The 24,800-nt window shown below is 54.0% G+C and carries 21 protein-coding genes; 6 read left to right on the forward strand and 15 right to left on the reverse strand.

Features of this window, described 5'->3' with window-relative positions; all coding sequences use genetic code 11:
• Nucleotides 1-78 precede the first annotated feature (78 nt).
• A complete protein-coding gene (locus ACUHMQ_RS07845; protein WP_445294902.1) occupies nt 79-681 on the reverse strand; it encodes a GTP cyclohydrolase II in 603 nt (200 codons plus the stop codon).
• A gap of 150 nt (nt 682-831) precedes the next feature.
• Nucleotides 832-1,548, reverse strand: coding sequence for a tetratricopeptide repeat protein (locus ACUHMQ_RS07850; protein WP_445294903.1), 717 nt, complete (start codon nt 1,546-1,548; stop codon nt 832-834).
• A gap of 376 nt (nt 1,549-1,924) precedes the next feature.
• Between ACUHMQ_RS07850 and ACUHMQ_RS07855 the strand changes: the two genes are divergently transcribed.
• Nucleotides 1,925-3,289 (forward strand): 3-deoxy-D-manno-octulosonic acid transferase, encoded by a 1,365-nt coding sequence (locus ACUHMQ_RS07855; protein WP_445294904.1) that lies wholly within the window; start codon nt 1,925-1,927, stop codon nt 3,287-3,289.
• Nucleotides 3,290-3,300: 11 nt separating this feature from the next.
• On the opposite strand, the gene rlmB is transcribed toward ACUHMQ_RS07855, so the two are convergent.
• From rlmB to ACUHMQ_RS07875, 4 genes are all read right to left on the reverse strand, one after another.
• A complete protein-coding gene (rlmB, locus tag ACUHMQ_RS07860; protein WP_445294905.1) occupies nt 3,301-4,056 on the reverse strand; it encodes a 23S rRNA (guanosine(2251)-2'-O)-methyltransferase RlmB in 756 nt (251 codons plus the stop codon).
• A 24-nt stretch (nt 4,057-4,080) separates the two neighbouring features.
• On the reverse strand, nt 4,081-5,781 hold the full coding sequence (gene recJ / locus ACUHMQ_RS07865) for a single-stranded-DNA-specific exonuclease RecJ (protein WP_445294906.1): 1,701 nt from the start codon (nt 5,779-5,781) through the stop codon (nt 4,081-4,083).
• A 113-nt stretch (nt 5,782-5,894) separates the two neighbouring features.
• The gene (locus ACUHMQ_RS07870) at nt 5,895-6,899 is read right to left on the reverse strand and encodes a hypothetical protein (protein ID WP_445294907.1); all 1,005 of its coding nucleotides are present in this window, start codon (nt 6,897-6,899) and stop codon (nt 5,895-5,897) included.
• Nucleotides 6,900-8,513: a cyclic-di-GMP receptor FimW-related protein gene (locus ACUHMQ_RS07875; protein WP_445294908.1), complete on the reverse strand. Its 1,614-nt coding sequence runs from the start codon at nt 8,511-8,513 to the stop codon at nt 6,900-6,902.
• Between the two features lie 234 nt (nt 8,514-8,747).
• Here ACUHMQ_RS07875 and ACUHMQ_RS07880 point away from each other — a divergent pair, with 234 nt between their 5' ends.
• From ACUHMQ_RS07880 to ACUHMQ_RS07895, 4 genes are all read left to right on the forward strand, one after another.
• Nucleotides 8,748-9,998 (forward strand): lipoprotein-releasing ABC transporter permease subunit, encoded by a 1,251-nt coding sequence (locus ACUHMQ_RS07880; RefSeq protein ID WP_445294909.1) that lies wholly within the window; start codon nt 8,748-8,750, stop codon nt 9,996-9,998.
• On the forward strand, nt 9,991-10,662 hold the full coding sequence (gene lolD, locus ACUHMQ_RS07885; RefSeq protein ID WP_445294910.1) for a lipoprotein-releasing ABC transporter ATP-binding protein LolD: 672 nt from the start codon (nt 9,991-9,993) through the stop codon (nt 10,660-10,662). The genes ACUHMQ_RS07880 and lolD overlap by 8 nt, the downstream gene beginning before the upstream one ends.
• Nucleotides 10,663-10,686: 24 nt before the next feature.
• Nucleotides 10,687-11,541: a phosphoserine phosphatase SerB gene (gene serB, locus ACUHMQ_RS07890; protein WP_445294911.1), complete on the forward strand. Its 855-nt coding sequence runs from the start codon at nt 10,687-10,689 to the stop codon at nt 11,539-11,541.
• Between the two features lie 385 nt (nt 11,542-11,926).
• Entirely contained in the window at nt 11,927-12,109 is a 183-nt protein-coding gene (locus tag ACUHMQ_RS07895; RefSeq protein WP_445294912.1) for a hypothetical protein, read from the forward strand.
• Between the two features lie 36 nt (nt 12,110-12,145).
• On the opposite strand, the gene ACUHMQ_RS07900 is transcribed toward ACUHMQ_RS07895, so the two are convergent.
• From ACUHMQ_RS07900 to phaR, 7 genes are all read right to left on the reverse strand, one after another.
• Complete coding sequence (locus ACUHMQ_RS07900; protein ID WP_445294913.1) at nt 12,146-13,042, reverse strand: alpha/beta fold hydrolase; 897 nt, start codon at nt 13,040-13,042, stop codon at nt 12,146-12,148.
• 89 nt (nt 13,043-13,131) lie between these two features.
• The gene (locus tag ACUHMQ_RS07905; protein WP_445294914.1) at nt 13,132-15,585 is read right to left on the reverse strand and encodes a DUF1631 domain-containing protein; all 2,454 of its coding nucleotides are present in this window, start codon (nt 15,583-15,585) and stop codon (nt 13,132-13,134) included.
• 300 nt (nt 15,586-15,885) lie between these two features.
• The gene (locus tag ACUHMQ_RS07910; RefSeq protein WP_445294915.1) at nt 15,886-16,812 is read right to left on the reverse strand and encodes an alpha/beta fold hydrolase; all 927 of its coding nucleotides are present in this window, start codon (nt 16,810-16,812) and stop codon (nt 15,886-15,888) included.
• Nucleotides 16,813-16,964: 152 nt separating this feature from the next.
• Nucleotides 16,965-18,116 carry a GNAT family N-acetyltransferase gene (locus ACUHMQ_RS07915; RefSeq protein WP_445294916.1) on the reverse strand — a complete coding sequence of 384 codons (1,152 nt, stop codon included), beginning with the start codon at nt 18,114-18,116 and terminating at the stop codon, nt 16,965-16,967.
• 4 nt (nt 18,117-18,120) lie between these two features.
• Nucleotides 18,121-19,269, reverse strand: a complete 1,149-nt coding sequence (locus ACUHMQ_RS07920; protein ID WP_445294917.1) for an FAD-dependent oxidoreductase — start codon at nt 19,267-19,269, stop codon at nt 18,121-18,123.
• Between the two features lie 249 nt (nt 19,270-19,518).
• Complete coding sequence (locus tag ACUHMQ_RS07925) at nt 19,519-20,454, reverse strand: hydrogen peroxide-inducible genes activator (protein WP_445294941.1); 936 nt, start codon at nt 20,452-20,454, stop codon at nt 19,519-19,521.
• A 166-nt stretch (nt 20,455-20,620) separates the two neighbouring features.
• A complete protein-coding gene (phaR, locus tag ACUHMQ_RS07930) occupies nt 20,621-21,175 on the reverse strand; it encodes a polyhydroxyalkanoate synthesis repressor PhaR (protein ID WP_445294918.1) in 555 nt (184 codons plus the stop codon).
• 196 nt (nt 21,176-21,371) lie between these two features.
• Between phaR and ACUHMQ_RS07935 the strand changes: the two genes are divergently transcribed.
• Nucleotides 21,372-21,926, forward strand: coding sequence for a phasin family protein (locus ACUHMQ_RS07935; protein WP_445294919.1), 555 nt, complete (start codon nt 21,372-21,374; stop codon nt 21,924-21,926).
• Nucleotides 21,927-22,023: 97 nt separating this feature from the next.
• Here ACUHMQ_RS07935 and ACUHMQ_RS07940 read toward each other — a convergent pair whose 3' ends face one another.
• Nucleotides 22,024-23,760 carry an ABC transporter ATP-binding protein gene (locus ACUHMQ_RS07940; protein WP_445294920.1) on the reverse strand — a complete coding sequence of 579 codons (1,737 nt, stop codon included), beginning with the start codon at nt 23,758-23,760 and terminating at the stop codon, nt 22,024-22,026.
• Between the two features lie 14 nt (nt 23,761-23,774).
• Nucleotides 23,775-24,800 (reverse strand): ABC transporter permease, encoded by a 1,026-nt coding sequence (locus ACUHMQ_RS07945; protein ID WP_445294921.1) that lies wholly within the window; start codon nt 24,798-24,800, stop codon nt 23,775-23,777.

Here is a 24,800-nt window from a genome sequence, read left to right on the forward strand (position 1 = left end):
GTATGCCAAGCAAACAGCCCCGCAATCTGCGGGGCTGTTTGTTTAAAACCTCTTGCACCATGCGAACAGTGAAGACTATCAAAGCTCACCGTCATCCAACTTGATTCTGTGCTGGCGTTTGCTTACCTTGGCCGCCAGATAGTTGCGATTGCTCTTGGTACCGAATACACCGGTCGAAAGCACCTCCGTCACTTCAATACCAAAGTTTTGCAATTGCGCTGCTTTATCGGGGTTGTTGCTCAGAAGGCGTACTTTGCTGACCCCCATGGCTTTGAGCATCTGCGCAGCGGGCTCGAAACTGCGGGCATCCTCCGGCAGATTCAGACAACGATTAGCTTCAAAAGTGTCCAAACCCTTCTGCTGCAAACGGTAGGCGGCAAGCTTCGCATACAAACCAATGCCACGGCCTTCCTGACGCAGATATAGCAAGATACCGCCTTCACGGCTGAACATCTTGAGCGCTTCATGCAGCTGCGGGCCACAGTCACACAACTCGGAACCGAACACTTCACCAGTCAGGCATTCTGAGTGCACCCGCACCAACGGCACTTCCTGCTCTTTCCAGGGCGCAAACGCAACGGCGATGTGCTCATCATCGCCAAACCCCTCGAAGGTGAAAAACTCCGAGCCTGAGGGCAAGTCCTTAAGCGGTATGCCGACGCTGTCTTTTAATGAAACCATGAGAATCCATCTACAGGGCGGTTTCGCCATTGCGACCGCTTGGATTTTTTATACATACCCATCTGGCCCGCCCGAAAAATCAAGCCAATCGTGCATAAGTGGGGCCGAATAAGCCAGATACAAGAGCAGCCAAAATCGCAAGCCGGCTCTCTACTCCGCTGATGGTGTTGGCGCAGTCTTCTCCTGTGACTCATTCGCTACGTTATCTGGCGTCTGTGTCGGCGCAGGCAGAGGGGGTGGATCACGCCACTGTCCGGCCTTCATCAGCTTCTGCTTCAATCCAGGCAATGGAAACCCCCCGCGGTAAGCCCGATGCGCCGCCGCCAGGGCAAGGTCATAACGCTTCAAGTCGAAGTAGGCCAAGCCCACACTGTAATCAAAATTCGTATTCATCTCTGGCGCCTGTTTAATACCCGCTGCCAGTTTTTCCTCTGCTTCCGCCTTGTTCCCCTGCTTGATCAGCCACGTCGCCCAAAGCACCTTCACCATGCCATCGTCGGGCGCAAAACGTTCAGCACGGTCCAACCAGCATTCGACGGAAAAGCGGGATCCAGGAGGCTTGCCAGTGCGTTCACGCGTGGCCAGATTCATCATCGACAAAAGCGCCCGATGATGATTGGGAAAAGCCCGCAAGGTGTAGTCGATATCACCACCTACTGCATCGGCGGTTCGGCCCCGAAGCAAGGATTCCACATAGGGAGGAAAATGTGCGCTTTCGACAAGGCGTTTTGGCTCGCCGAATTGGTAGCGGAAATCATACGGACCAAAACCATTGTGCAATGAGCCGCAGTTAATTTCGTCCGCATTGGCGGGGTTATTACCCAGCAATACACTGACACCAATGAGCAGCCCCAGAAAACGCTTCACGCCATTTCTCCACACTTAAATCCCTTATTACAGTCTATCGCGTCACCCGTATTGTCGACTATCCTTGCGACTTAATTACTCAGCAAATTGTCGAGTCAGACAATCTGCCTAATTAACTATTAGTATGAATATTAGAAAATTAAATTAATTTACATGACAAGGAAATAATTCATGTCGTGCTTAAAATTTCAGCATCATCTTGCCTTACTGGAAATGCCCTATTCATGGCATCTTCAAAAAGTTATTTCATTAAGCTTGTATACCGGTTCAATCAATACTGCCTCGGTTGATCAGCCTGCTCTATGAATCGCGGCAAACGACTTTTCCATCACCCTATCTTTGATTTCATTGTTGTCGAATAGGATTTGGACCCCCTATGCAAGATGGATTCAAACACTCCCTCAGCTGGCATCTATTCAGCACACTGGATGGCTTGACTCGACTTGGCAAACCCATTCGACAATTATTGGTCGCAGGACCGCCCAAACCCTCAATCTGGTTATTCCTTTCCACGATAGGCGAAATGAATGCCATATCGGGCTTTCTCTCCCGACTGGCAATGGCGATTCCACCGCAACACTGGGTAATCCTGACCGACAGGAAAATCTATCGCGAGGCTTATCTCAAACGCTACCCAACGGCACAGGTAGCCGAGATTTCCGATGACCCACGCGAAGCCTACCAGTTGGCGGCCTCGTATCCACCCACCTTGTTTCTGGTATCCGAAATCCCCTTGCAGCCTTCCGATGCGCCTTGCCGGCTTCCTTATGCCTGGGTCCATGCCGCCGAACGAGCTGGAGCACCCCGACTATTGGTAAACGGCTGGCCCTATCGCTACCAACCAAGTTGCCGGGCTGATGCATTGGAACGCAAATTGTTGGGCCGGGCATGGCTACGCGCATTTGATCTGATCTGTGTGCAGGACGAGGCTGGCTCCCGGTTTGCGCTGGAGCACGGTGCACAACCTCAATCCGTACATATCTGCGGCAATATGAAGTTCGACGCACTGGCCATATCGCCCGATGCCATCACCACAGACCAGCGTGGCCTAGCCATCTGGTTGCAACAGACCAACCGGCCCACCATCGTCGCCGGCTCCGTCACCGATGCCAGCGAACAGGCGCTGGTATTTGCGGCTTTTGCGAAAATACACCGGCAGTCGCCAACAATCAGGCTGCTTCTGGCACCACGCCATCCAGAGAATCCTGCGGTCCTACACCATATTGCCCAGCAGTGCGCGGAACATGGTCTGGGGTACCAACTACGCAGTGAAATGCTTACCAGCGGAAAAGACAGTACAGCCGACTGCCTGGTGCTCGACACAATAGGCGAGCTGCGCGACGCATTCCGGTTTGGCGCGTGCAGCCACATCGGCAAAGATCACAACCTGCTGGAACCCTTGTGTGCCGGCCTGGATGTTACCGCCCTGCCCAATTGGGATGCGACTTATCCGAGCTTCCCGGTTTTCAAGGTTTTAAGCGAAGCGGGAGATGTCTCCCTCCATACCGATGCCGATAGTCTAGCCCGACGCTGGCAACACTCGTTGGAGCAATATCAACAACAGAACCGGCAATCCAAGGTCAGCGAACTATTGGCCCGCTTTGGCGGCGCAACTGAACGTAGTTGGCAATTGGCTAGTGACTATATCAATCAAGCGCAAGCAAGCCTTGCCAATCAACCAAACACGTCAGTACCAGGCAGCTTGGGTGCAAGTTCCCAGCAGAATGCCAGTTTGCACTGAAAACCTGGGTTTTAACGGTTGGTCTCGCCCTTCAATACACGCTGGCGACGGCTCTCGGACAGGCACATACCGCTGGCGACCGATACATTCAGGCTTTCCACGGTGCCAAACATCGGGATGCTGACAAGGACATCGCAGTGCTCGCGCGTCAACCGGCGCATGCCTTCACCTTCAGCCCCCATCACCCAGGCTAATGGGCCGGTCTGGTCGAAATGGTACAGATCGGTCTGGGTCTCCATATCCGTGCCAGCTACCCAGATGCCCGCATCCTTGATTTCGCGCAATGTGCGGGCCAGATTGGTCACCACGATATATGGCACTACTTCCGCTGCCCCACAGGCCACTTTCGAGACCGTCGCGTTGATACCAACCGACTTATCCTTGGGTGCAACGACGGCATGCACCCCCATTGCATCGGCAACCCGTAGACAGGCTCCCAGATTATGCGGGTCGGTAATGCCATCTAGCACCAAGATAAGCGGTGGCTCGCTGATATCTTCGAGCACATCCTCCAAGGCCACGAAGGTCTTGTTGGCATCGATGACCGCTGCAACACCTTGGTGACGCCGGTTGCCCGTCAGACCATCCAGTCTGGCTGCATCGGCTGGGATCAAGCGCGTACCTGTCTGCTGCGCGAGTTTGAGCAGCTCATTCATCCGCGGGTCATGCCGCTCGCGCATGACATATAGCTCCAACACGCTGTCGGGCAGGCGGGTAAGACGGGCAGTAACGGCATGAAAACCATGCAGGACGCGGGTATTCGACATGAACTTTCCTAATTTGATATGTAACTACGCAGGCTGTTGATTCAACGCCTGTTCAACCAGTAATTGCAGGCTGCGCCGGCCCTGCCATTCGTTGACGGACAATTGGTAGACTGCCTCGATCCTTTCGGGCAGTGGATCAGCATGCTGAAAGCGCATGGCTTCAAAGCGCTCGCCTCCTGGCCCTTCCAGCTGAAGCTTCAAATGCTTCTCCCCCACTATCCGCTGGCTGCATACCTTGAAATGCCCAATAAAACGGGGCGCAGGAAAGCCCTGCCCCCAAACACGCCTATCGAGTCGTTCCGCCAACTCCAGACACAACGCATCACGTCCAAGCTCGCCATCGACTTCAACCGTGCGGGTCAGTTCAGTCTCATTTAGCAAGGTACGGCATGCTGCTTCAAAGCTCGCCCGAAAACGCTCAATTCCTGTCGGGTCGGCCAGCGTCAACCCAGCAGCCATTGCATGTCCACCAAACTTTGCAATCAAACCGGGTTCCCGCTTGGCAACCAAGTCGAGCGCATCGCGCAGATGCAAGCCTGGAATCGACCTTCCCGAACCCTTGATCTCGCCTTCCAAACCAGCAGCAAAGACAATCGTCGGCCGGTGGTGCCGATCCTTGAGCCTGCTTGCGACCAAACCCACCACCCCTTGGTGAAAGTCCGGGTCGAATACAGTAAGGCTGTAGCAATCATCTACGATAATGGCATTGAGCTTCGCTTCAGCAACAGTCTGCATTTCAGCTTCGATATTGCGGCGTTCGCGATTAAGCTGGTCCAGTTCGCGCGCCATCGCCAAGGCGGCTTCACCGCTGTCCGCAACAAGGCATGCAATCCCAAGGCTCATATCATCGAGCCGGCCAGCTGCATTCAAACGCGGCCCCACCATAAAACCCAGGTCAAACGCGCTGGCTCGGCGAACATCGCGCCCCGCTGCCTGGAAGACAGCCAACACCCCCGGACAAGCCCGGCCAGCACGCATACGCCGGAGGCCCTGTTCAACCAGAATACGGTTGTTGTTATCGAGCCGAACCACATCTGCGACCGTACCCAGGGCAACCAGATCGAGCAGGTCAGCAAGATTGGGTTCCGGCTTATTGGCAAATGCCTGTCGTGCACGCATCTCTGCCCTTAGCGCCAAAAGCACGTAGAACATCACACCAACGCCCGCCAGGCTCTTGCTGGCAAAACTACAACCAGGCTGGTTTGGATTGACTATCAAAGCATCTGGCAGGCTGTCGCCAGGCAGGTGATGGTCAGTAACCAATACCTCGATACCCAATGCCCTGGCGCGCGCCACACCGGCGACACTGGCAATACCGTTATCCACCGTCACAATCAATTGTGGCTGCTTGTGTGCTGCCAGTTCGACGATCTCCGGCGTCAAACCGTAGCCATACTCAAACCGGTTGGGCACCAGAAACTCGACACGCGCACCAAACAGACTCAAACCACGTAAACCGACGGCACAAGCGGTAGCGCCATCTGCATCGTAGTCCGCCACAATCAGGATGCGCTCCAGCCTAGCGATTGCATCCGCAAGGCGCTTGGCCGCTTCCGGTGCGCCTTTCAAACCCTCAAATGGCAGAAGGTGTTTGAATTCTGCTTCCAGCTCCTGAGGATTCTCTATACCCCGCGCAGCAAAAATACGGGCCTCAACAGGGTGCAGACCTGCGGCCAATAAGGTCTGTTCCGCAACGGCAGGGACGGAGCGAGTAAGAATATGCATGGGGGAATGGTAACGGCCAGCAGCAAACTGGCCGGGAGTGATAGCGTCGGGGCGCTATTGTGCCGTTTATTTGGCCGCCAAGGCAGCACCTGGAGGCAGATTTTTCGCTCGAATTACAGCCGCGCCAATGATAGTGGGGCGCGCCAGAACTTCCAACGATCGGTCGGATTCAACACCACTGTCAGCATATCTTGCTCACCAAACAGTACGAGTTTCAATGTAGTCAACCGGCCCTGACGCCAAGCTTGGAAAAGCGGCTGGAACCAATTTGTTTCCAGCTGGGCCAGTTCGTCACGCCAACGCTGAATATCTCCTTGCGCAGCAGCCCCCACCAAACTGTCCAGCAGGATAAAACTATCCGTTGCTAACTCATGGCTGTAACCGACTGGCAGATCAGCATGTGTAACCCCGGATGCCAGCGCCAAACCACGCGCCAGTGTGTCGTTGGCATATAAATGGGAAACTGGTTTGGACAACCCTTCCGGCATCCGCCCTTCTCCCCATAACCAGACCGAATTGACGGGCAAACTTCCCCGCTCCTCACGGGCATCGTTCACTGCCTGGGTATAAAGCAGCATCTGCACTTCATTCAGAAATCGGTGCCACTTGAGCGCGGTCGGCCCACTAGGCAGGTAGGGGCGAATATCCTGCCCCACCACCTCTGCCAATGGTGTCGTCACACAATCCATTATCTCGGGCAGACGCACATACCATCGACTAGGCGTGGCTGCCACAAACTGATAACCGTCTTCCGCATAGACTTGGTTCAGGCTGGCCACCAATTGGTCCGCCTCAGACTGTTCCAAGGCCAGCACACTGGCATCAAATAACAGCGCGCGATCACGGTCGGCTCGAAGGTGTACCGGATCAGCCCGTAACCAGTGCCCAGTTCGGGCAGCGGGAAAGTCCAAACTCAAGGTAAGCACAGCAGCACTCACACCCACCGCTTGAAACTGCTGCCGCAACCATTGCTCGACAGTGATCGGATCAATCTTGTTACGGGTACCCCGGCCCAATAAGCCTGTCAGTCCTGGCAAAGCCAGATCAGCGCTGGGGTCAAAAAGAGAAACGCCTGGCTGACTTGCCAAGCGTAAAGAAGGAATTAACAGCGTTGTCATTCAAAGAGATAAGACTTGTGTACCACCCTCTGTTGGTGGTGTTTCTTTTGGAGGCGCAATAAGCGTGCATTCTGCACGATAGAAGACACAGTCCGCACCAATTTCCTGCTGGGAGAGTATCCGGAAGGACAAATCACCATCACGCGTTGCAGGTGCAGCGTAGGTCTTGCCTACTTCCAATTCCGGCTTTTCCAGTACCAATATATGGTGGTCCGCATTCAAAGACTCGGGCCGGAGGTACACGCCCAAGATGTTGTCCCAGGACTGATGCTCTGTTACCCGTTCCCATTGCGATACCTGGGCACGACGGGTAAGCCGGATCGATTCAGGGTGACGGCCCAACAGTTGGATACCGGCCGTCATCTCACCCTGTGCACGGGTAACAGCGCGACGAACAATACCAACCCGCCAATTTGTATCTTTATCGGTCTTGATGCCCAGAATCATGCCCATCTTCAACCAGCCTGTATGCTGTACCAGCTTAAGACCCAACCCGCTGCTGCTCACGTCCTGGACCATTGCGCGCTCCACAGTGGGTTCATGCGTCTTGGCTGTGGACTTCTGCTGCGCAGCGGCAATCAGCCGGCGAACAGCAACATAGTCATGGCTGATGGTCAACGAGCCGCTGGCAGGTTTACGCTCGGCCATACGCTTAACTTCCTGACCGCTCCAACGGTTCTTCAGATGTTTGATCACGCCGAGGGTTTCACCCACGTCCAGCTTGCCATCTGGGTTGATCTTCGCTGGTACTTTGCCCTGGCCACCAATCAAGTGCTCCATCGCAACCAGTTCCATCAGGGTGCGTTCCAAACCGTAGAACAGCCCCTTGCCTTCGCTTTTGCTTCGGGTTGGGGCCCGGGTAAGAATCGTCGGTGCGCTGTCTGTGTTGTCTGCCTGGCCAAATGGTGTAGCAGTAGAATGTTCGGTGCTGACGCTGATAAATCCAGCAAGCGCCATGGCAAGACGGTCGGCAATCAACAACTGTCGACCTTGCAAATCGACCGAGAGCGTACGCGACAGCAGAACCAGGTGGGCCAATTCCTTCTGCAGTCTGCCGGCTTCGCCTTCATTCTTTTGTGTCATACGGGTACCCAGTTTGTCACTGAGTTCCAGTGCGAATTCAGCAGTTGGGCGTATCTCATGCCAAGGCAAACGGTCGGCCTTAGGTTCACGAAGAAACCGCACCACGTGGTCCCGCCCTGTCCAGTACAGCCAGTTACCCACCACGGCCTGCACCAGCGACATATTTGACGGTTTTCGGGCTTGTTCGACCATTTCACGCCTTAATGCTTCAGTGTAGAGCATCATGATCGAACTACAGAACGGCACCAGATTCTGCGATAGTAATGTTATGCGGGTGTGATTGGCCTGGGCATCCAACATACTGACCAATCCGCCTTCCGCGATTTTGCGCAGCATGGCATCCACCCCACGCAGCACCAGCAAGCCATCGCGATTCTCGGTGGCGCGGCGCTGTTCATGGCCCAGCCACTCAGTCAAGGACTGCATTGCTTGTATAGGGGGCAGCGCCGCTGCACTATCCACAGTCGCTACCGCCTTCTCCAACCGAGATTCCCGACGAATACCTAACATTTGTTTCAAGTTATTCAGCATGCTTTTGCCACCTATAGAGTGAACCACTGAGTAATCATTCTACACGGATGCAATTATCATACCGATCAGCAATTCACCTGAATGTCAACGGCATAATTTTTAGGTTCACGGTCATAATGTGGCACACTTCGCCCCTGTTTCTTTCCTGCTAGATAGCAAGTCGGTTTACTCTGCATCCTTAATATACTTTGGCGCAGACAACCCAATTCTATCTACCTATTTAGCTCCCCCTATATGAACTCCTTCGAGTGGTTGATCGGCCTGCGCTATACCCGTGCCAAGCGCAGAAACGGCTTTATTTCCTTTATTTCGGCAGCTTCGATGATCGGTATCGCCCTTGGCGTCGCGGCGCTGATTGTCGTGCTCTCCGTCATGAACGGTTTCCAACGTGAAATCCGGGGGCGCATCCTGGAGGTCGCCTCTCATATTCAAGCCAGCGGCCCAGGCAACCGGTTAGCTGACTGGCAAACTGTGGCTGATGAGCTTGCCAAGCGTGACCCAGAAATACTGGCCAGCGCCCCCTATGTGCAGGCGCAGGGGCTTATCTCTTTTAACGGAAACGTTCAAGGCGCGATGCTCCGCGGGGTGTTGCCTGAGCAAGAGAACCGGGTGGCAGACATCGGCCAGCACATGGTTGATGGACGGCTAGATGCGCTCAAGCCCGGTGAGTTCGGCATCGTTTTGGGGCAGGATCTGGCCCGGGCGCTGGGTGTCACCATCGGGGAAAAGATCAATCTGATCACGCCGCAAGGCAATATGACGCCAGCAGGTTTGGTGCCACGCTTCAAAACATTTACGGTGGTCGGACTGTTCCGTATAGATATGTATCAATACGATGCCGGCCTTGCATTGGTTGCTTTGGCAGATGCCCAAAAGTTGTTCCGCATGGGAGACGAGGTCAGCGGCGTAAGGCTCAAGATCAGCGATCCGCTCGACGCACCATTGCTGGCGCAACGACTAGCGCAAAGTAATAACGCTCGCCCGCTCTGGTTCAGTGACTGGACCATGGAAAATTCTCAGTATTTCCGTGCTGTCCAAATTGAAAAACGCATGATGTTCCTGATCCTGACCCTGATCATCGCGGTCGCCACCTTCAATCTGGTTTCCGGTCTCGTCATGGCAGTCACCGACAAACAAGCCGATATTGCCATTCTGCGTACGCTGGGTGCCGCGCCATCAAGCATACTCAAGATTTTCGTCATACAAGGTGCCACCGTTGGCATTGTCGGCACGCTTGCTGGCGTCATTGGCGGGGTGTTGCTGGCAATCAATGTTGGTAGCGTCGTCAGTTTTGTTGAAGGACTGCTGGGTATGCAGGTTCTATCCCCTCAGGTCTACCTCATATCCTCACTGCCCAGTGAGGTCCTGCCAAGCGATGTGGCGACAATCGGCCTGATTGCACTGATTTTGGCTTTCCTGGCCACACTCTACCCAAGCTGGCGCGCAGCCAAAACCAACCCGGCGGAGGCGCTGCGTTATGAGTAATCCGATTTTGTTAGCGCAAGGTCTGGGTAAACGCTATCCAGACCTTGATGTACCCGTATTGGACGGTGTGAACCTGCAGGTGGCAAAAGCTGAGAAATTAGCCATCATCGGCAGCTCAGGGTCAGGCAAGAGTACGCTTTTGCATCTTTTGGGTGCTTTGGATACCCCATCACAAGGCACGCTTCAGATTGATGGACAAAACCCGACTCTCCTTAAGGAAAGTGAACGTGGGCAACTACGTAACCGGTTGCTGGGGTTCGTCTATCAGTTCCACCACCTGCTGCCTGAATTCAGTGCAGTAGAAAATGTGACGATGCCGTTGCTAATCCGCCGCATGGCGCGTAACGAAGCGCATGCCCGCGCCGAAGCCATGCTGGAAAAAGTAGGGTTGGCGCATCGCCTAAAGCACAAGCCGGGTGAACTGTCGGGTGGCGAACGCCAACGTGCTGCCGTTGCCCGAGCCTTGGTCACTGGTCCTGCCTGCCTGTTGGCAGATGAGCCCACCGGTAATCTGGATCGCCATACCGCCCACGCCGTTTTCGACTTGATGCTGGAATTGAACGACAGCCTGGGTACCGCCCTCGTGATCGTCACGCATGACCCAGAACTGGCCAGCCGTACGGGGCGTGTGCTTACCCTCACCGATGGCCGGCTTACTAGCTGATTTGATACGCTTTCAGGTATCTCTATGTACAAACTCATCATCCAGGCACCGGATATTGCCACCCAAAACCTGAAGCGCCTCGCCCAGTTGGCAGGTGCCAGTCAGATTATGGCAATACGTACCGGGAAGCTGGCTCATCAAGCCTTCAAGCTCAGCCCAGCCGACAAAGCCGTTGAATCTGATGTCGCAAAATTCTGTAGCGAAGCGGGCTACGACTACGCCTTTGTACCAATGACGGCAAAGTTTGCCGATATTGGCCTTATCGTCATGGACATGGACTCAACGCTGATTACCATCGAGTGCATTGATGAGATCGCCGATATGCAAGGCATCAAAGCACAGGTGGCCGCCATTACCGAGCGATCAATGCGTGGCGAACTAGACTTCAGCCAAAGTCTGACTGAACGCGTTGCATTGCTGGCGGGTCTGTCGGAAAGCGCTTTGGATGAAGTCTATACCCAACGCCTGCAACTCATGCCCGGTGCTGAAGCGCTGCTCAAGACAGCACAAGCCCATGGCATCAAGACCCTATTGATTTCTGGTGGCTTCACCTACTTTACTGAGCGGCTGCAAGCAAGGCTTGGCTTAAGCAGAGCAATCGCCAATGTGCTCGAAACGGTTGATGGGAAACTGACAGGCCAAATCGTAGGCTCCATCGTCGATGCGCAGACCAAGGCGGATGAGCTATTGAAATACCGCACTGAACTTGGCTTGCGCCCAGACCAAGTGATAGCCCTGGGCGACGGTGCGAATGATCTAAAAATGCTGGCTGCTGCAGGCTTCGGCATTGCTTGCCATGCCAAACCCAAGGTCCGTGCAGAAGCAGCTTATGCATTGGATATAGTGGGCTTGGATGGCGTGTTGGCTTACTTTGACTAAGAACCTGTCAAAGTCTGCTACGCATCAGCAATACGGCGTTGAAAACACCCTCTGAATACGCTGCTAGCTCACAAGATTTTGAACAGGTGCCAAGCGTCTTTTCACGATTTTACTGCGCAACCATGACCACGGCTCATGCGCTGCCCGTCACAGTTTGCAAGCAAATGCCAAAGAGTCATTACTCCAGGGCAAATAAATTCTGACGCACTGCAATATACCCCCTACCCATTATTACCCTGCGCAAATATAAGCTTAATCGATATTCGGTCTAGTCGAGTATCTGCTCTTTTTTGAGCAACAGATTTTATGTTGTTGCAATGCACAAAACTACATCTCAGAATGCCTACAGCAATCTTGAAGATGAATACCGTAAAGGAGCGTTGCAATGCTGACTATTCCCGCCCTGATAATCCCGTTGATGCGCAAAGTGAAAAGCCTGTTATTCAAACATGGCCGCACACCCAGCAATACCGTTGAGTCTAGCCATCGCGCAAATGGCGTATACCTTCTCAGCAACCATATCGTCCAACAAGGTACACCGGTTTATCTACCCGCGAAGTATCTGTAAGCGTTCGCATGCAGACCCAAAGCCTGTTCAAAGACTTTATCCGGCACGCAGGAAGTCTGTGATGTTTCTCGCCACGGCTGCCGGTGCATCGTGGTGCATGTTATGTCCGCAATCATCCAGCTCTACATAACTCAGGTGGGGAAAGCATTGCTGGCGGGCCAATAACCCTTGTTTGTCTTCCCCAAGCCAGCCGAGCAGCTTGGCTTCATTTCCGGTAAGCCACAGTGTCCGCGCGGTTACCTGCCGCCAGCAGGCTTGAGCCTCTTCCAATCGATACAAAACAGGGTTGACCCACTTATGGCGAGGATCCGCTCTGTAATTCACCCCACCGTCCACTTGCTCAGCCAATACAGTCGCAAACCAAGCAGCTTTGTCCGGGGTAAGCCTCGCGTTGAACTTCATAGACCGAGCTGCCACCGTTGAAAAATCTGCAACTGGCGTTGAAACAACTGCAGCACTCACTTCATTCAACCAGCGCCGATAACGATCGGGGGCTTGTTCTGGCTGTGTAACCGGCAGCCCAAATCCTTCCAACGAAACCAGATGGCTGACTCGTTCCGGCCGAATCCCCGCGTACAAGCTTGCCACCATACCGCCCATACTGTGGCCTACCAGTATCAAGGGCAACGCCGGCGCCAGCCAATTTATCAAAGCATCGAGGTCTGCCAAGTAATCAGGAAAGTAGTAACCCTCCGCAGCCCAGGCACTCTCACCAAAGCCCCGCCAATCCAGTGCGATCAATTCAAAATCCAGCAATTCCGCCGGGGCTGCGTCGACCATGAATTGGAATGTCGCGGCGCAATCCATCCATCCGTGCAGTAACAAAATGGGCCGGCCACCCGTACGCCCCCATCGGCAGATATGAGTATCAATACCTCGCAAAAGCACTCTTTCATGCCTGGCGGGCAATTTGGGAACAAACATAGTCGACATATCAGTTTCCAAAGTAGAAATGAAAACGCCCGTAAGACAACGGGCGCATCACACTGGTAAGTAGTCTCTTTATCGAGAACCACGGATCACTATGCAGACTGTGTTTGCAGCATTCCTATCATATCGCTCACCGCACGCTCCACAGATGGCACGCTCTCAATAATGCTGGCGTCGCCACGCTTGAACAGTGCAACCAGCTCTTCCAGCGTGAACTCGACACTCTTGTGGCCCTGTCGATTGGTAAAGAGATAGCGGCTCTTCATGGGGCTAACCCACGCCAGCTTCGCCCGAGTAAGGACGCCATCTTCCTGCAAAAACTCGACCCAGGCTCCTCGGTGCAGCTGGTTAGCGACTACATCATCGTAGTCGCCATATTTATCGAGTCCGGCATCCCACGATGCATCTGCCATTTCAAAATTGGTGGCCTGTGGACTGATTTCACGCGTAGGCAAATCTCCAAGTCCAGCTTCACTCACTTGTGGCTGTGCTGGCACAGTAACGACAGGGGCTGCCACCGGTGCGTTAGACGCCTCAGCAATCGCAGCGGCAGGGGCTGCAGATACAACCGCTTCTGAAGCATGTTTCAGACCGCTCTTGATTGCAGTGGCATGGCAATTCACCAGCTCAGCAAAGAAGGCCTGACGCACAGCCCGCTCGACCCCAGCCTCCTCGGCACTGCGTTCCAAACGTTTCAACAGGTCCGGCAATAGGTTCACAAGACGTAAACGCTCTTCGACACCTATCTTGGGCGTAACACTCCAGATCAGGTCCTCCATAGACTGGGCTGCTTCCATCCAGGCATCCGGCTTGGTTTCCCGCTCCAGCGCTGCATGGTGCAATACCTGACGCCACTGCGTATTCAAGAACTCATGAATCAGCGGCGGCAGATCCGTAGCATTTGCCAGACGCTGGCCAAGAACCTGCTCCACGCGACGCCGCGCCAAATCTGCCTGTTCGGCAGCCATCATTTCAGCCGCTGCGGCTTCAGCTTGAGCCTGAGCGACTTGCTCTTCGCTTGCAAGGAAGGCTTCCAGGTCAGCCAATGAAGCATCGAAAATAGAAATGTTCTCGTCGAACTCCACAACAATATGTTCCACCAACTCAACAATCTTGCGGTATAGCCTGTCTTCCGTACCATCCGCTTCATCCCAACCCAATGCCGCATGCGCCAATGCATCTAGAAAACGTCGGGTTGGATGTTGCTTACGGGCGAAGAACTTCGTATCCAGCATCGCCACTTTGAGCACCGGTATCTGCAATCGACCGATCACATCTTTCAGTGGCAGTGGGATATTACGATCATCAAACAGGTTGTCGAACAACATAGCCACGATGTCGATCGTCATGGCGTCGACATGGCCAAGCGAGCTTGCCAAGCTGGTGGTCTTGATCTGATGCAGGACATTTGCAGAACCATCAATCAGCGCTGCTTCATCAAGTTCACCCTTATCAGTCAAAGCACCCTCTGTCTTGCCGGCTTGAAGCAGATTAAGCGCATCAAGAAAGCTCTGACCCACACTGGTCGTCATCATGGGCATGGCGGCAGGCGTATTGGCATTGCCAATCTGTTGCCCTGCCACACCCGCCGGTAAGGCATTAGCCTGCATGGCCTGGTTAAAAGCCAACAGCTGCTGCAGCGACCCGATCAGTTCATTTTCATTACCGACTGCATAGGCTGGCATCCCACCGTTAGCTTGCGCAAAACCACCGGCACCAAAACCCATTTGAGCAGCATAACCACCCTCCGGCGCTCCACCAGCAGCCTGCGTCCCGCCAGATGTTCCACGGCGTGAATGGGACGGTGATCGGCGAAACCCGGACTTCGGCAAAACAGGCACGATGTCGCGGTCAATCAGGAAGCGATTCAGGTTCTGATAAACATTCGGCACATTCTCAGAAGCCAGTTGCTCGAACTGCTTGAGTACCAGCAACCGCACATTCATGTCGCTTTCGATTTTCTGGCAGGCGCTACGGAAGGCTTCGACGATAGCCTGAGGGCTCATCGGATTATCTTCACGACTGGATTCCGGCAAAGCCATCAAATGGCCGATGCGGAAATTCAGGGCAGTCAGATCGTCACCAAGCTTATTCTTGAGCTTGCTGGTAATGCTCGTAACAGCGAGGTCTTCTTCATAGTCATCCTGCCCGACCAAGGACAGAGAATCGGCATCGAAATCAAAGGTATCTGAACGATCTGCCTTGTCCGTACGAACCGTCAGATCAAAGCCTTCAATAAAGCGACGGCGGAACTCTTTTTCTATCTCGACCCGTTTGTCCTGCGCTTCACCCCGCGCCTGCATATAGAGGTTGTAACTGTCTCTATCCAACGATTTATCCGCGAGTTCGAACAACGACTCCTCAATCCGGTCGAGAATCGTCGACAGCGACTTGGACAGCAAGTCAGCTGCAAGATCCCGGCAGGAGGACAACATGGCGAGAGATTCGTGTTGAGTTTTCATCGCAATCTGGCGCGCCGCGCCGGTCAGCTGCTCCGAAGCCTGGGGCTGGTTATTCTGGGCAAATTGGGTTTCAACTGCGCTCATCGGCAATACTTTCAGCAGGGTGCGTCAATGCACGCCACCCAGCGATCTTTTTACTGTAGAAACTGTAAAGCAGGCTTGCTTTGCCAGATTGACCATCGTGAAGAACACCTATTGTAAACGCGTTTACGGCTTGTTATCGCAACGGAATATAAGAGCATGTTAACTTTTCAGCAAACCTGCCATCAAGCTCTGAAAAATGACTTCAAAATACTCTCTTATGTGTTTGATTCATATGAAGTCAATTAGAAATCCTTCACTCAGGAAATACTGCGACACAAACGCGACAAGTCTGTGGATAATTCACTCACCACTATGCTTAAGCAGCCAGTCGAGCGCTAATGGATACACTTCCAACTCTGCCTGTGGGTGCGTCAACATGTCCAGGTGTCCATAATCTCGACTGAAACCCGTGCGTTCAGCCAGTACCTGAATCTCCTGCGTATGTGGACCCGACTCTCTCGCAAAACGCCGGACATCCTGCTCATGCCCGCGTACAGGGTCGTTACCGCCTACCAAGTATAGTGTGGGCGGGAGGCCCCCTTCCGCCAATGCCGACTGGTAGTCAAAACCATCCCGGCTGTCGCGCCAAGTATGCTCCCGAATCCAACGCCGGCTTTGCAACAGACTTTCACGGGTTTCGCTGTCTGCCCCCATACCAAGCTTTGCAGCCGGTAGGTAGCCGTACCGCCATAACCACAGGCTGCTTGCTCGCTGCCAAAATAATTCGATCTCATAGATACGAGCCAAGTTCCAAACCCGGATGCTACGCTTACTCCCGACATATACACTCGCAGCAATGCGCCCAGCCCAGTCCGGCCGTCTTGCCAGTACTGCGGACAACAATACGCCACCCCAGGAATGCGCCACTAGTCGGATAAATGTCTCCTCTCCTCGCAAGCGGGAGATTTCCGCCAGTGCAGCGGGGATATCGGTGCATATGCTGTCGGTCTGGCCATGCTGGCTATTGCCGTCAATCGGTGGGGTGGACAATCCACGCCCACGCAGGTCCAGCACATAGACATCGAAACCTCGTTCCGCCAACCACGGAGCGAGCCCGCGACCTTTCTCGCTGTAAAACGTACGGGCATTGGCAATTGCACCATGCACCATCAAAACCGGCATACCAGGTTCTGTCGAGCAGATACGGCGTAAGTGCAACGTGTCATTCGTATTTACAGGGAGAAAAAGCGAGCTTTGTATCGTCTCAACCGGTAACTTGGCAGTCATAAAAGATTAAACGAGCGTTTGATTGCCACGATGCTACGTGGCAAGGCTTATCTACTCAAGCCGGATAGCCTACTTTGAACAGGTTCTTGGGGCAGCAGCTAATTGATTGCTACTTATTGGGTACTTACCAGCTTACGGACTCAACCTAGCCATCACACCCGGTATAGCCACGTCTGCCGAAACGGCGCACGCTCATCCAGCTCATTCATATAACAAGCCATACTGCGCCCTTCCTGTTGCAGGAAGCGGGCAACCGCCTGCGCCAATTGTGGCTGGGCCAACCAATGCCATGAACTCGTCTCAACCGCTTCAAAACCTCGCGCCAGTTTATGTTCACCCTGTGCACCACCTTCAAATATCTGTAATCCCCGCTCAATGGCGAACTCGATTCCCTGGTGGTAGCACAGCTCAAAGTGCAGACTGGGAATGTATTCCAACGCGCCCCAATAACGGCCGTATAGCCTCTCGGTATCGAAAAGATTCAACGCAACAGCGATTGGTGCTTCATCACGAAAAGCCATGACCAATAGGCAATGCCGGCCAAGCAGCTCGCCCAGGCGCTGGAAAAAATCCAGATTAAGGTAGGGACTGGACCGATGGGCACGGTAGGTATGGGTATAACAGCGGTAGAAGAATGCCCAATCTGCCGCCAGGATCTGATCCCCCTGCTTACGGACAATCCTTAAGCCTGCTTGGGCGACCCGTTTACGCTCCTGCTTGACCTTCTTTCGCTTGTCATGGTTCAAGCTGGCAAGAAACTCGGCGTATTCCTTATAGCCGCGGTTAACCCAGTGGAACTGCACCCCGGTGCGTTGCATCAGGCCAGCCTGTTCAAGCGTGCTCCGTTCCTGTTCTGTTGGGAAAAGACAGTGCAGGCCCGATAGCGACTGCTGGCGCGCCCAATCCAATACTCCAGCAAGTAGGATTTGCTGCGCAGACACATCTACCGCCATCAGGCGCCGCCCTGGTACCGGCGTAAAGGGAATGGCGTTCAACAACTTAGGGTAGTAAGGCCAACCGGCCCGCTCACTGGCATCGGCCCAGGCCCAATCGAACACATACTCCCCCCAGGAATGCTGCTTGAGATAAAGCGGTATAGCAGCAACCAGCTCACCTCCTCTGACAAGCGTTGCATAGAATGGCTGCCAGCCAGTACTGTCCCCTACACAACCGCACTCCTCCATCGCGAGTAAAAAGGCGTGCTGGACAAAAGGCTGCTCACCTGCCAACGCATTCCAAGCAATAGCATCTACCTCCGCCAGAGTAGGGTGAAAACTAAGTTGCATTGCGTTGGGGGGTTTCATCGTACTAGGCCAGTACAGGGGGTAGATGCGGGACCAGTGCCTGTCTGTCTGCAGTCGCAGCGCCCAACAATGCAAAACCCAGCAAGTTATCAGCAGGGTCTTTGAACAGTGCACGCAAGCCACCTTCGATAGCCTCGACTTGCCATGCTCCCGCTGCACCATGGGCAGGTGGAGAAATCACGGTTGGGCAAATTGGCGTCTTCACCACGACAGGCATAGCGGGATAAACCACCGCTGTCGGTTTCCCTGCCAAGCTGGCTGCCAATGCCCGGGCTGCCTGCATGATGGGAAGCACATACGGCAGCACCTGCCCGTCGACCTCGGCACAATCGCCTAATGCGTAGATATGTGGATCACTGCTTTGTAAAAAACGGTTGACCTGGATACCGCGACCCACCACAAGCCCAGCATTCGCGGCCAACGCAGTACGTGGCTGCAAGCCGATAGCTGATAGCGCCAAATCCACCGCCAATTGACTGCCATCACCCAACGTCAACAGTAATCTTTCACCGCGACGATCCAGCGCCTTCACCGTAGTTCCCAAATGAAACTGCACCCCCAAATCGACCAGCTTCTGCTGTAGATAACGCCCAGCCTGTTCCGGCAACAAACGTGACAAAGGCCAAGCCGCCATGTCGATGACGGTAACCTGCCTACCGCTTGCCGCCAAGTCGTGGGCGAACTCACAGCCGATCAAGCCTGCGCCTAGTAAAGCAATATGTTGCTTGCCCTCCAGCTGATGACGAAACAGTGCATAGTCAGCAAGATCATTGCAGCTCAACACCGTATCGGCAGCCTCACCACTTAATACCGGCTTGAAAGTATCCGCACCCAGTGCCAAAACCAGCTTGTCGTAGTTAAATTCCCCCTTGTCGGTATGAAGGCGGCGATTCCCAGCATCAATCCTGGCCACACGTGTCGCGGTCAGCAATTCGGCCTTCAATTCTTCCGCCATCTTTTGGGCAGGTTTCATCACCAACTGGTCAGCCGTCTTCTTGCTGGCAAAGCCAGTAGACAGCATGGGCTTGGAATAGAAATCTCCCTTATCAGCACTGATTATTCGTAAGGGGACATCCGGTGCCTGCTTACGCAGTTCACGAGCAAGGTTATAACCGGCCAAACCGGTGCCGACGATGGTGATCGGGGGTGTCATACGCGGGATGTTCCTAATGCAGATAAGAACCTGTCTAAAGTCTGCTGCGCGTCAGCAACACGGCGTTGAAAACACCCTCGGAATGCTCATTTACCACTTGTAAACTCCGCTTCCTCGGCTGTTTCCGCCTTGTCTCGCTCTAGCTCACGAGACTTTAGACAGGTTCTAAGAAAGCAGCGACCAGACAGGTCGCCGCGATACTGGGGTACAACATGCCTTCAGCAAGATTGTGCAGTTTCGAACCTGGCTTTACTCAATCAACGCCGTCGGCAACATGGCTACATCAGGCAGGTTGCTGCCCAGAATCGCCTGCCTGACCGCTTCAATCGCCTCACGGCGTGGGAAGTTCCGCCGCCAAGCCAGAACGACACGCCGGGTGGGTACTTCCCCACTGAAGGGGCGGATGGTAAGCAATTGCTGGTCTGCTGCGGTAACCGAGGTCACTGGCAACACCGTCACACCAATGCCGCCCGCCACCATATGCCGAATCGTCGTCAACGATGACCCTTGTAACGTGCGCTGTAGACTGCCTATCGGTAGCGACTCCCGATTCAGCTCGGGACAGGTCTGTAAAACCTGGTCACGGAAACAATTGCCCGGCGACAGCAATAGAACATTCTCATCCTCGAGTTGTGCAGGTTCAATCTTCTTGAGTTTCTCCCAGGCATGGCCCTTGGGCGTCGCAACAACAAAGGGTTCGTCATAGACCGCCTGCGTCGCCACACCATTCTCGCGAAATGGCTCGGACAGCAAGGCAACATCGATATCTCCTTGCTTGAGCATCTCTGCCAAACGTGCGGTGTAGTTCTCTTCCAGTAAGAGCTGCATTTGCGGCGCGATGACACGCAGGCGAGGAATCAGAAACGGCAGTACATAGGGGCTGATGGTGTAGATGGCGCCAAGGCGCAGCGCGCCGGAGAGCGGGTCTTTACCTTGCTCGGCCAGGGCTTTGATGGTTTGTACCTGCTCCAGCACACGCTGCGATTCCGATACAATACGCTCGCCGATAGGGGTTACTGACACATCGCCGGAAGAGCGTTCGAACAAGGTTACACCCAATTCATCCTCAAGCTTTTTCACCGCCACAGACAAGGTTGGCTGGCTGACAAAACAAGCCGCAGCGGCTCTGCCAAAGTGACGCTCCCGCGCCACAGCGACTATGTATTTGAGCTCGGTCAGGGTCACATCTGCCTCAACACAAAAAAATGGCAACACCGGCAGAGCCGGCCGCGAAAACAAAACGGGCGCGTCTTGTGACACGCCCTCTGCATGGCTGAACGCTAGTTCAGCCTTAGAACCTGTTCAACGGCTCGAACCAAGGCGATATTTTTGACAGGTTCCTGGAAATACATCACTTTTTGTCAGTACCGGAGGGGGGTGGAAAACCAAAGCCGGTCCAAAGATTTTTTGCACGGTCCTGCAACTGCTGCTGCATTTCCACATACATATTAGTGCTCTGCTCCAAATAGCTGGTCATCATGTTTTGCATGGCCGGCGCCTGGAACTTCATGAACTCGCCCCACATATTGGCGTTGGCGCCCACGGGGTTCTCGCCAACGGCCTTGGCCTGCTCCTGCAGACGCTCTTGCATCTGGTTAAAGAGCTGCATGTTCTTTTCCAGGTAATTCCCCATCAAACCCTGCATGGCATGGCCATAAAAGCGAATGATCTGGGTCAGCACGTCATAACTGAACATCGGCGCACCCCCACTCTCTTCCTCAAGAATGATCTGCAACAGAACGCTACGGGTCAGGTCTTCATGCGTTTTGGCATCTTCAATAACAATATCGACATTCTCAAGTACCAGCTGCTTCACGTCTTCCAAAGTGATGTAGCAACTGGTGGCAGTGTCATACAGACGACGATTAGGGTACTTCTTAATGACGCGCTTTTCGGTAGAGGCCAAGTCTGTCTCCGTATTTTCTTCTTAATCAATTACTTAGCTAAAATGCGCAGCGTCCACGCCTTCATTGTGCATTGCAACAACATTTGCTTGACGCTACAAAACCGGCTTCTTAGAATGGTCTTGTTGTGCGAAGCAGCATAACTATACTCCAAGGCAATGCACCGAGCACTCACCCACTAAGAACTAGGAGAACAGCATGTCCCAGGCTCCCCATGTGGTATTGACTCAACAGCAGCTCGAAAACAACTTGCGCCTGGTACGCATCGGTCTGGATAGCACAGAGAAAGCCATACGGCTGCAACTGGAAGCCACCAAACAAACCTTAGAGAATTCCGCAAAAAGTGCCATCAAGTTTAGTGCGGTCAGCGACATGCAAGGTGCTTTGGCGCTACGTGCAGACTTGGCTGAACAGGCTACCGACTCCCTCATGGGCCTATCCCGCGACCTGTACGAACTGGCTTCGCAAACCCAGAATGAGTTTGCCAAGCAGACCGAAGCACACATCAGCCGATACCAACAAACCTTCCTGAGCAGTTTTGATCAGTTCGAAAAGGTCAGTCCCGCCAGCGCCGAGATTGTCAGTTCTATGCTCAGATCCAGCGTAGCTGCGGGCCAAGCTGCTTTTGACAGCTTAAACAAAGCAGCACGCCAAGTCGCCGACTTTGCAGATGCCAGCCTCAGAGCTGCAACAACGGCTACTGGCGACGCCATCAATACAGCCAACCGCACTCGGACTTCGCGTTCTGCCTGAAAACAAAGCCAGTGCCAGATCCAGCACACGTAACTAAGTAAAAAGCACAACGGCCGGGGGAACCCCGGCCTGTTGGTTTATTTCACGCAAACCCAAATCAACTCATCGCGACTTCGCCTACTTCGAGAAAGGGATCCCCCCTGGATTCTCGTTCTCTTCTGCCAGGTATCGCCGCCAGCAGCTTTTGCGTGTAGGCATGCTTTGGCGCACGATACAGCTCGTCTGCATTCGCGTATTCGACCATCTCACCGTGGTGCATCACCAATACCTCATCCGAGATATATTTCACCACGTTCAAGTCGTGCGAGATAAACAGATAGCTCATGCCGTACTCATCCTGCAATTCCTGCAGCAGGTTCAACACTTGGGCCTGTACCGATACATCAAGCGCCGACACCGACTCGTCACAGACCAGGATTTCCGGCTTCATCGTCAGGCAGCGGGCAATACTGATACGTTGACGCTGCCCGCCTGAAAACTCATGTGGGTACTTGTTAAAAGCCCGCTCATCCAACCCTACCCGCTTGAGCAACTGATGGGCGTGTTCTGCACGGTCACGATCGTTATCGTGAATATGGTGCACACGCATCGGTTCCAGAAGAATATCCCCCACGGTAAAGCGCGGGTTCAAGCTCGCGTAAGGGTTCTGGAACACAATCTGCATCTGACGCTTATAGGGCATGAACTCCTTATCCGACAGGGACATCAGGTTCTTGCCGCCATACACCACCTCACCACCTTCGCAGCTGTTCAAACGCAGAATCGTCTTGCCCAGCGTAGTCTTGCCTGAACCTGACTCACCCACGATGCCCAATGTCTTGCCGCGAGCCAATTTGAAGCTGACATCCTTCACCGCAACCACATCCTTGTGGCCGAATAAACCCTGTTTCATGCGGAAGGTTTTTTTCAGATTCTTTACTTCCAACACGATGGGGTCATTCGGGCTGACACCGCGTTGACGCTCACCCTTAGGCAGATCCTGTTCACGACCGGAGAGGAAATCCTCCACCACAGGCAAACGAATGGGGCGCTTGTCGATGGTGGGTCGGCAAGCCAGCAACGCCCGGGTGTAGGCATCCTTGGGGGCAGCAAATATCTGCTGGGCAGGTCCCTGTTCCTTGATCACCCCTTGATGCATGACCACCACATGGTCTGCAATCTCCCGAACCAGTTCCAGGTCATGGGTAATGAACAAAATACTCATGCCATGGGTGGCCTTGAGCTTGATCAAGAGCTCGACAATCTGCTTTTGAATGGTGACGTCCAGCGCCGTCGTCGGCTCATCCGCAATCAACAGCTTGGGCTCGCAGGCAACGGCCATGGCGATCATTACCCGTTGCTGTTGACCACCGGACATCTCATGCGGGTAACTGTTAATGCGGTTTTCCGGGTCGGGAATACCCACCTCACGCAGTAACTCGATAGCCCGCTTATGGGCTTGCGCTTTGCTCAGTGGCTTGTGCAAACGGAGGACTTCCACAATCTGCTCCCCCACCCGATAGACCGGATTAAGAGAAGTCATCGAGTCCTGGAAGATCATCGATATCTGCTTACCGCACAGGGCACGCCGCTGTTTCTCGCTCTGTTTGAGCAGGTCTACACCCTCGAACACCAAGCTGCTGTCGGCAGCGATTTCGGTATTGGTGCGCGGCAACAGATCCATGATGGCCATGGCTGACACCGACTTGCCTGAGCCCGATTCACCTACCAGCGCTACCGTGCTGTTCTTGGGAATGACATAGTTGACGCCTTTGAGCGCCTGAAACATCTCATGCTTACCCACGCGAAAGGAGACGCGCAGATTCTTGATTTCAAGCAGGTTTTCTTGAGTCATGGTCCTATCCTCAATCAGCGGCGGCTTGCCTTGGGGTCAAGTGCATCACGCAACTGGTCGGTGAACAGACCAAATGCGACTACAAACAGCGACATCACAGTTGCAACCGTCGCCAATTGCCACCACTTGCCCAGCACGAGCTCGGGCATGACTTCATTGATCATGATGCCCCACGAGATCGCCTCGACAGGTACGCCAAATCCCAGGAAGGACAGGATTACTTCCGCCTTGATGAAGTTCACCACATCCTGGGACAGCTGTACGAGGATGAGATGCGACACATTCGGCAGAATATGCAGGAACATCTTGCGGGCATCACTTGCGCCAATGGCGCTTGCAGCCAGCACATAGTCACGGCTGCGCTGCTTGATGTACTCGGAACGGATCAGGCGGTAAGTGCCCGTCCAACCGGTAAAGCCGAGCACAAGAATGACGGTATGCACGCCACCACCGAGCACCGATGCAAACGCCAACACAAGCAGGATATAAGGCATGGAGGTGAAAACGCTGTACAACCACTCCAGCGCATCACCCAGCTTGCCGCCGAAATAGCCACCCACTGCACCAAAGATGGTGCCGATGGCAACCGACAATAACGCAGCAAGCAAGCCTACTGTTATCGACGTCTGCGCTGCCTTGAGCACCTTACTGCCGATATCCCGGCCCACTTTGTCTGCGCCAAAGGGGAGCGTTTCAGCCAATACGACGGCTTCCTGCTTGTATACCTTGGCAGCCTCGTTCAACTCGGCCTCATAAGGTGTCAACGGGTCGAGTGCCCGCGCTTCCGCATCAGGCGCAACCACTTCCACCTTGATGCCGTTTGTATCCTGTTGTTGCTTACCCACCATCGTGGGGGCAGCCCAGGAGACCGCGACTTGCTTATTCCAGTCGCCAGCCAACAAACCCAAGGTGCTGGCCAACGCCAGCAGGAAGTACACCGCCAGGATAAACAAGCAGCCGCGTGCCAGTTTATCCGCCCATAGTCGCTTGCCGGCAGCGCGCCAAAAGCCAGGAGAAACTTTTTCTGTCATTGCAGTCAT

Source organism: Chitinimonas violaceus (genome assembly GCF_052601015.1).

What these genes read in the sequence shown, in the direction of transcription:
- ACUHMQ_RS07945 (WP_445294921.1), bottom strand. Translation starts at nt 24,800, where the DNA reads ATGACTGCAATGACAGAAAAAGTTTCTCCTGGCTTTTGGCGCGCTGCC.
- ACUHMQ_RS07845 (WP_445294902.1), bottom strand. Translation starts at nt 681, where the DNA reads ATGGTTTCATTAAAAGACAGCGTCGGCATACCGCTTAAGGACTTGCCC.
- ACUHMQ_RS07910 (WP_445294915.1), bottom strand. Translation starts at nt 16,812, where the DNA reads ATGACTGCCAAGTTACCGGTTGAGACGATACAAAGCTCGCTTTTTCTC.
- ACUHMQ_RS07880 (WP_445294909.1), top strand. Translation starts at nt 8,748, where the DNA reads ATGAACTCCTTCGAGTGGTTGATCGGCCTGCGCTATACCCGTGCCAAG.
- ACUHMQ_RS07855 (WP_445294904.1), top strand. Translation starts at nt 1,925, where the DNA reads ATGCAAGATGGATTCAAACACTCCCTCAGCTGGCATCTATTCAGCACA.
- ACUHMQ_RS07895 (WP_445294912.1), top strand. Translation starts at nt 11,927, where the DNA reads ATGCTGACTATTCCCGCCCTGATAATCCCGTTGATGCGCAAAGTGAAA.
- rlmB (WP_445294905.1), bottom strand. Translation starts at nt 4,056, where the DNA reads ATGTCGAATACCCGCGTCCTGCATGGTTTTCATGCCGTTACTGCCCGT.
- lolD (WP_445294910.1), top strand. Translation starts at nt 9,991, where the DNA reads ATGAGTAATCCGATTTTGTTAGCGCAAGGTCTGGGTAAACGCTATCCA.
- ACUHMQ_RS07905 (WP_445294914.1), bottom strand. Translation starts at nt 15,585, where the DNA reads ATGAGCGCAGTTGAAACCCAATTTGCCCAGAATAACCAGCCCCAGGCT.
- ACUHMQ_RS07875 (WP_445294908.1), bottom strand. Translation starts at nt 8,513, where the DNA reads ATGCTGAATAACTTGAAACAAATGTTAGGTATTCGTCGGGAATCTCGG.
- ACUHMQ_RS07870 (WP_445294907.1), bottom strand. Translation starts at nt 6,899, where the DNA reads ATGACAACGCTGTTAATTCCTTCTTTACGCTTGGCAAGTCAGCCAGGC.
- ACUHMQ_RS07900 (WP_445294913.1), bottom strand. Translation starts at nt 13,042, where the DNA reads ATGTCGACTATGTTTGTTCCCAAATTGCCCGCCAGGCATGAAAGAGTG.
- ACUHMQ_RS07920 (WP_445294917.1), bottom strand. Translation starts at nt 19,269, where the DNA reads ATGACACCCCCGATCACCATCGTCGGCACCGGTTTGGCCGGTTATAAC.
- ACUHMQ_RS07940 (WP_445294920.1), bottom strand. Translation starts at nt 23,760, where the DNA reads ATGACTCAAGAAAACCTGCTTGAAATCAAGAATCTGCGCGTCTCCTTT.
- recJ (WP_445294906.1), bottom strand. Translation starts at nt 5,781, where the DNA reads ATGCATATTCTTACTCGCTCCGTCCCTGCCGTTGCGGAACAGACCTTA.
- serB (WP_445294911.1), top strand. Translation starts at nt 10,687, where the DNA reads ATGTACAAACTCATCATCCAGGCACCGGATATTGCCACCCAAAACCTG.
- ACUHMQ_RS07935 (WP_445294919.1), top strand. Translation starts at nt 21,372, where the DNA reads ATGTCCCAGGCTCCCCATGTGGTATTGACTCAACAGCAGCTCGAAAAC.
- ACUHMQ_RS07915 (WP_445294916.1), bottom strand. Translation starts at nt 18,116, where the DNA reads ATGAAACCCCCCAACGCAATGCAACTTAGTTTTCACCCTACTCTGGCG.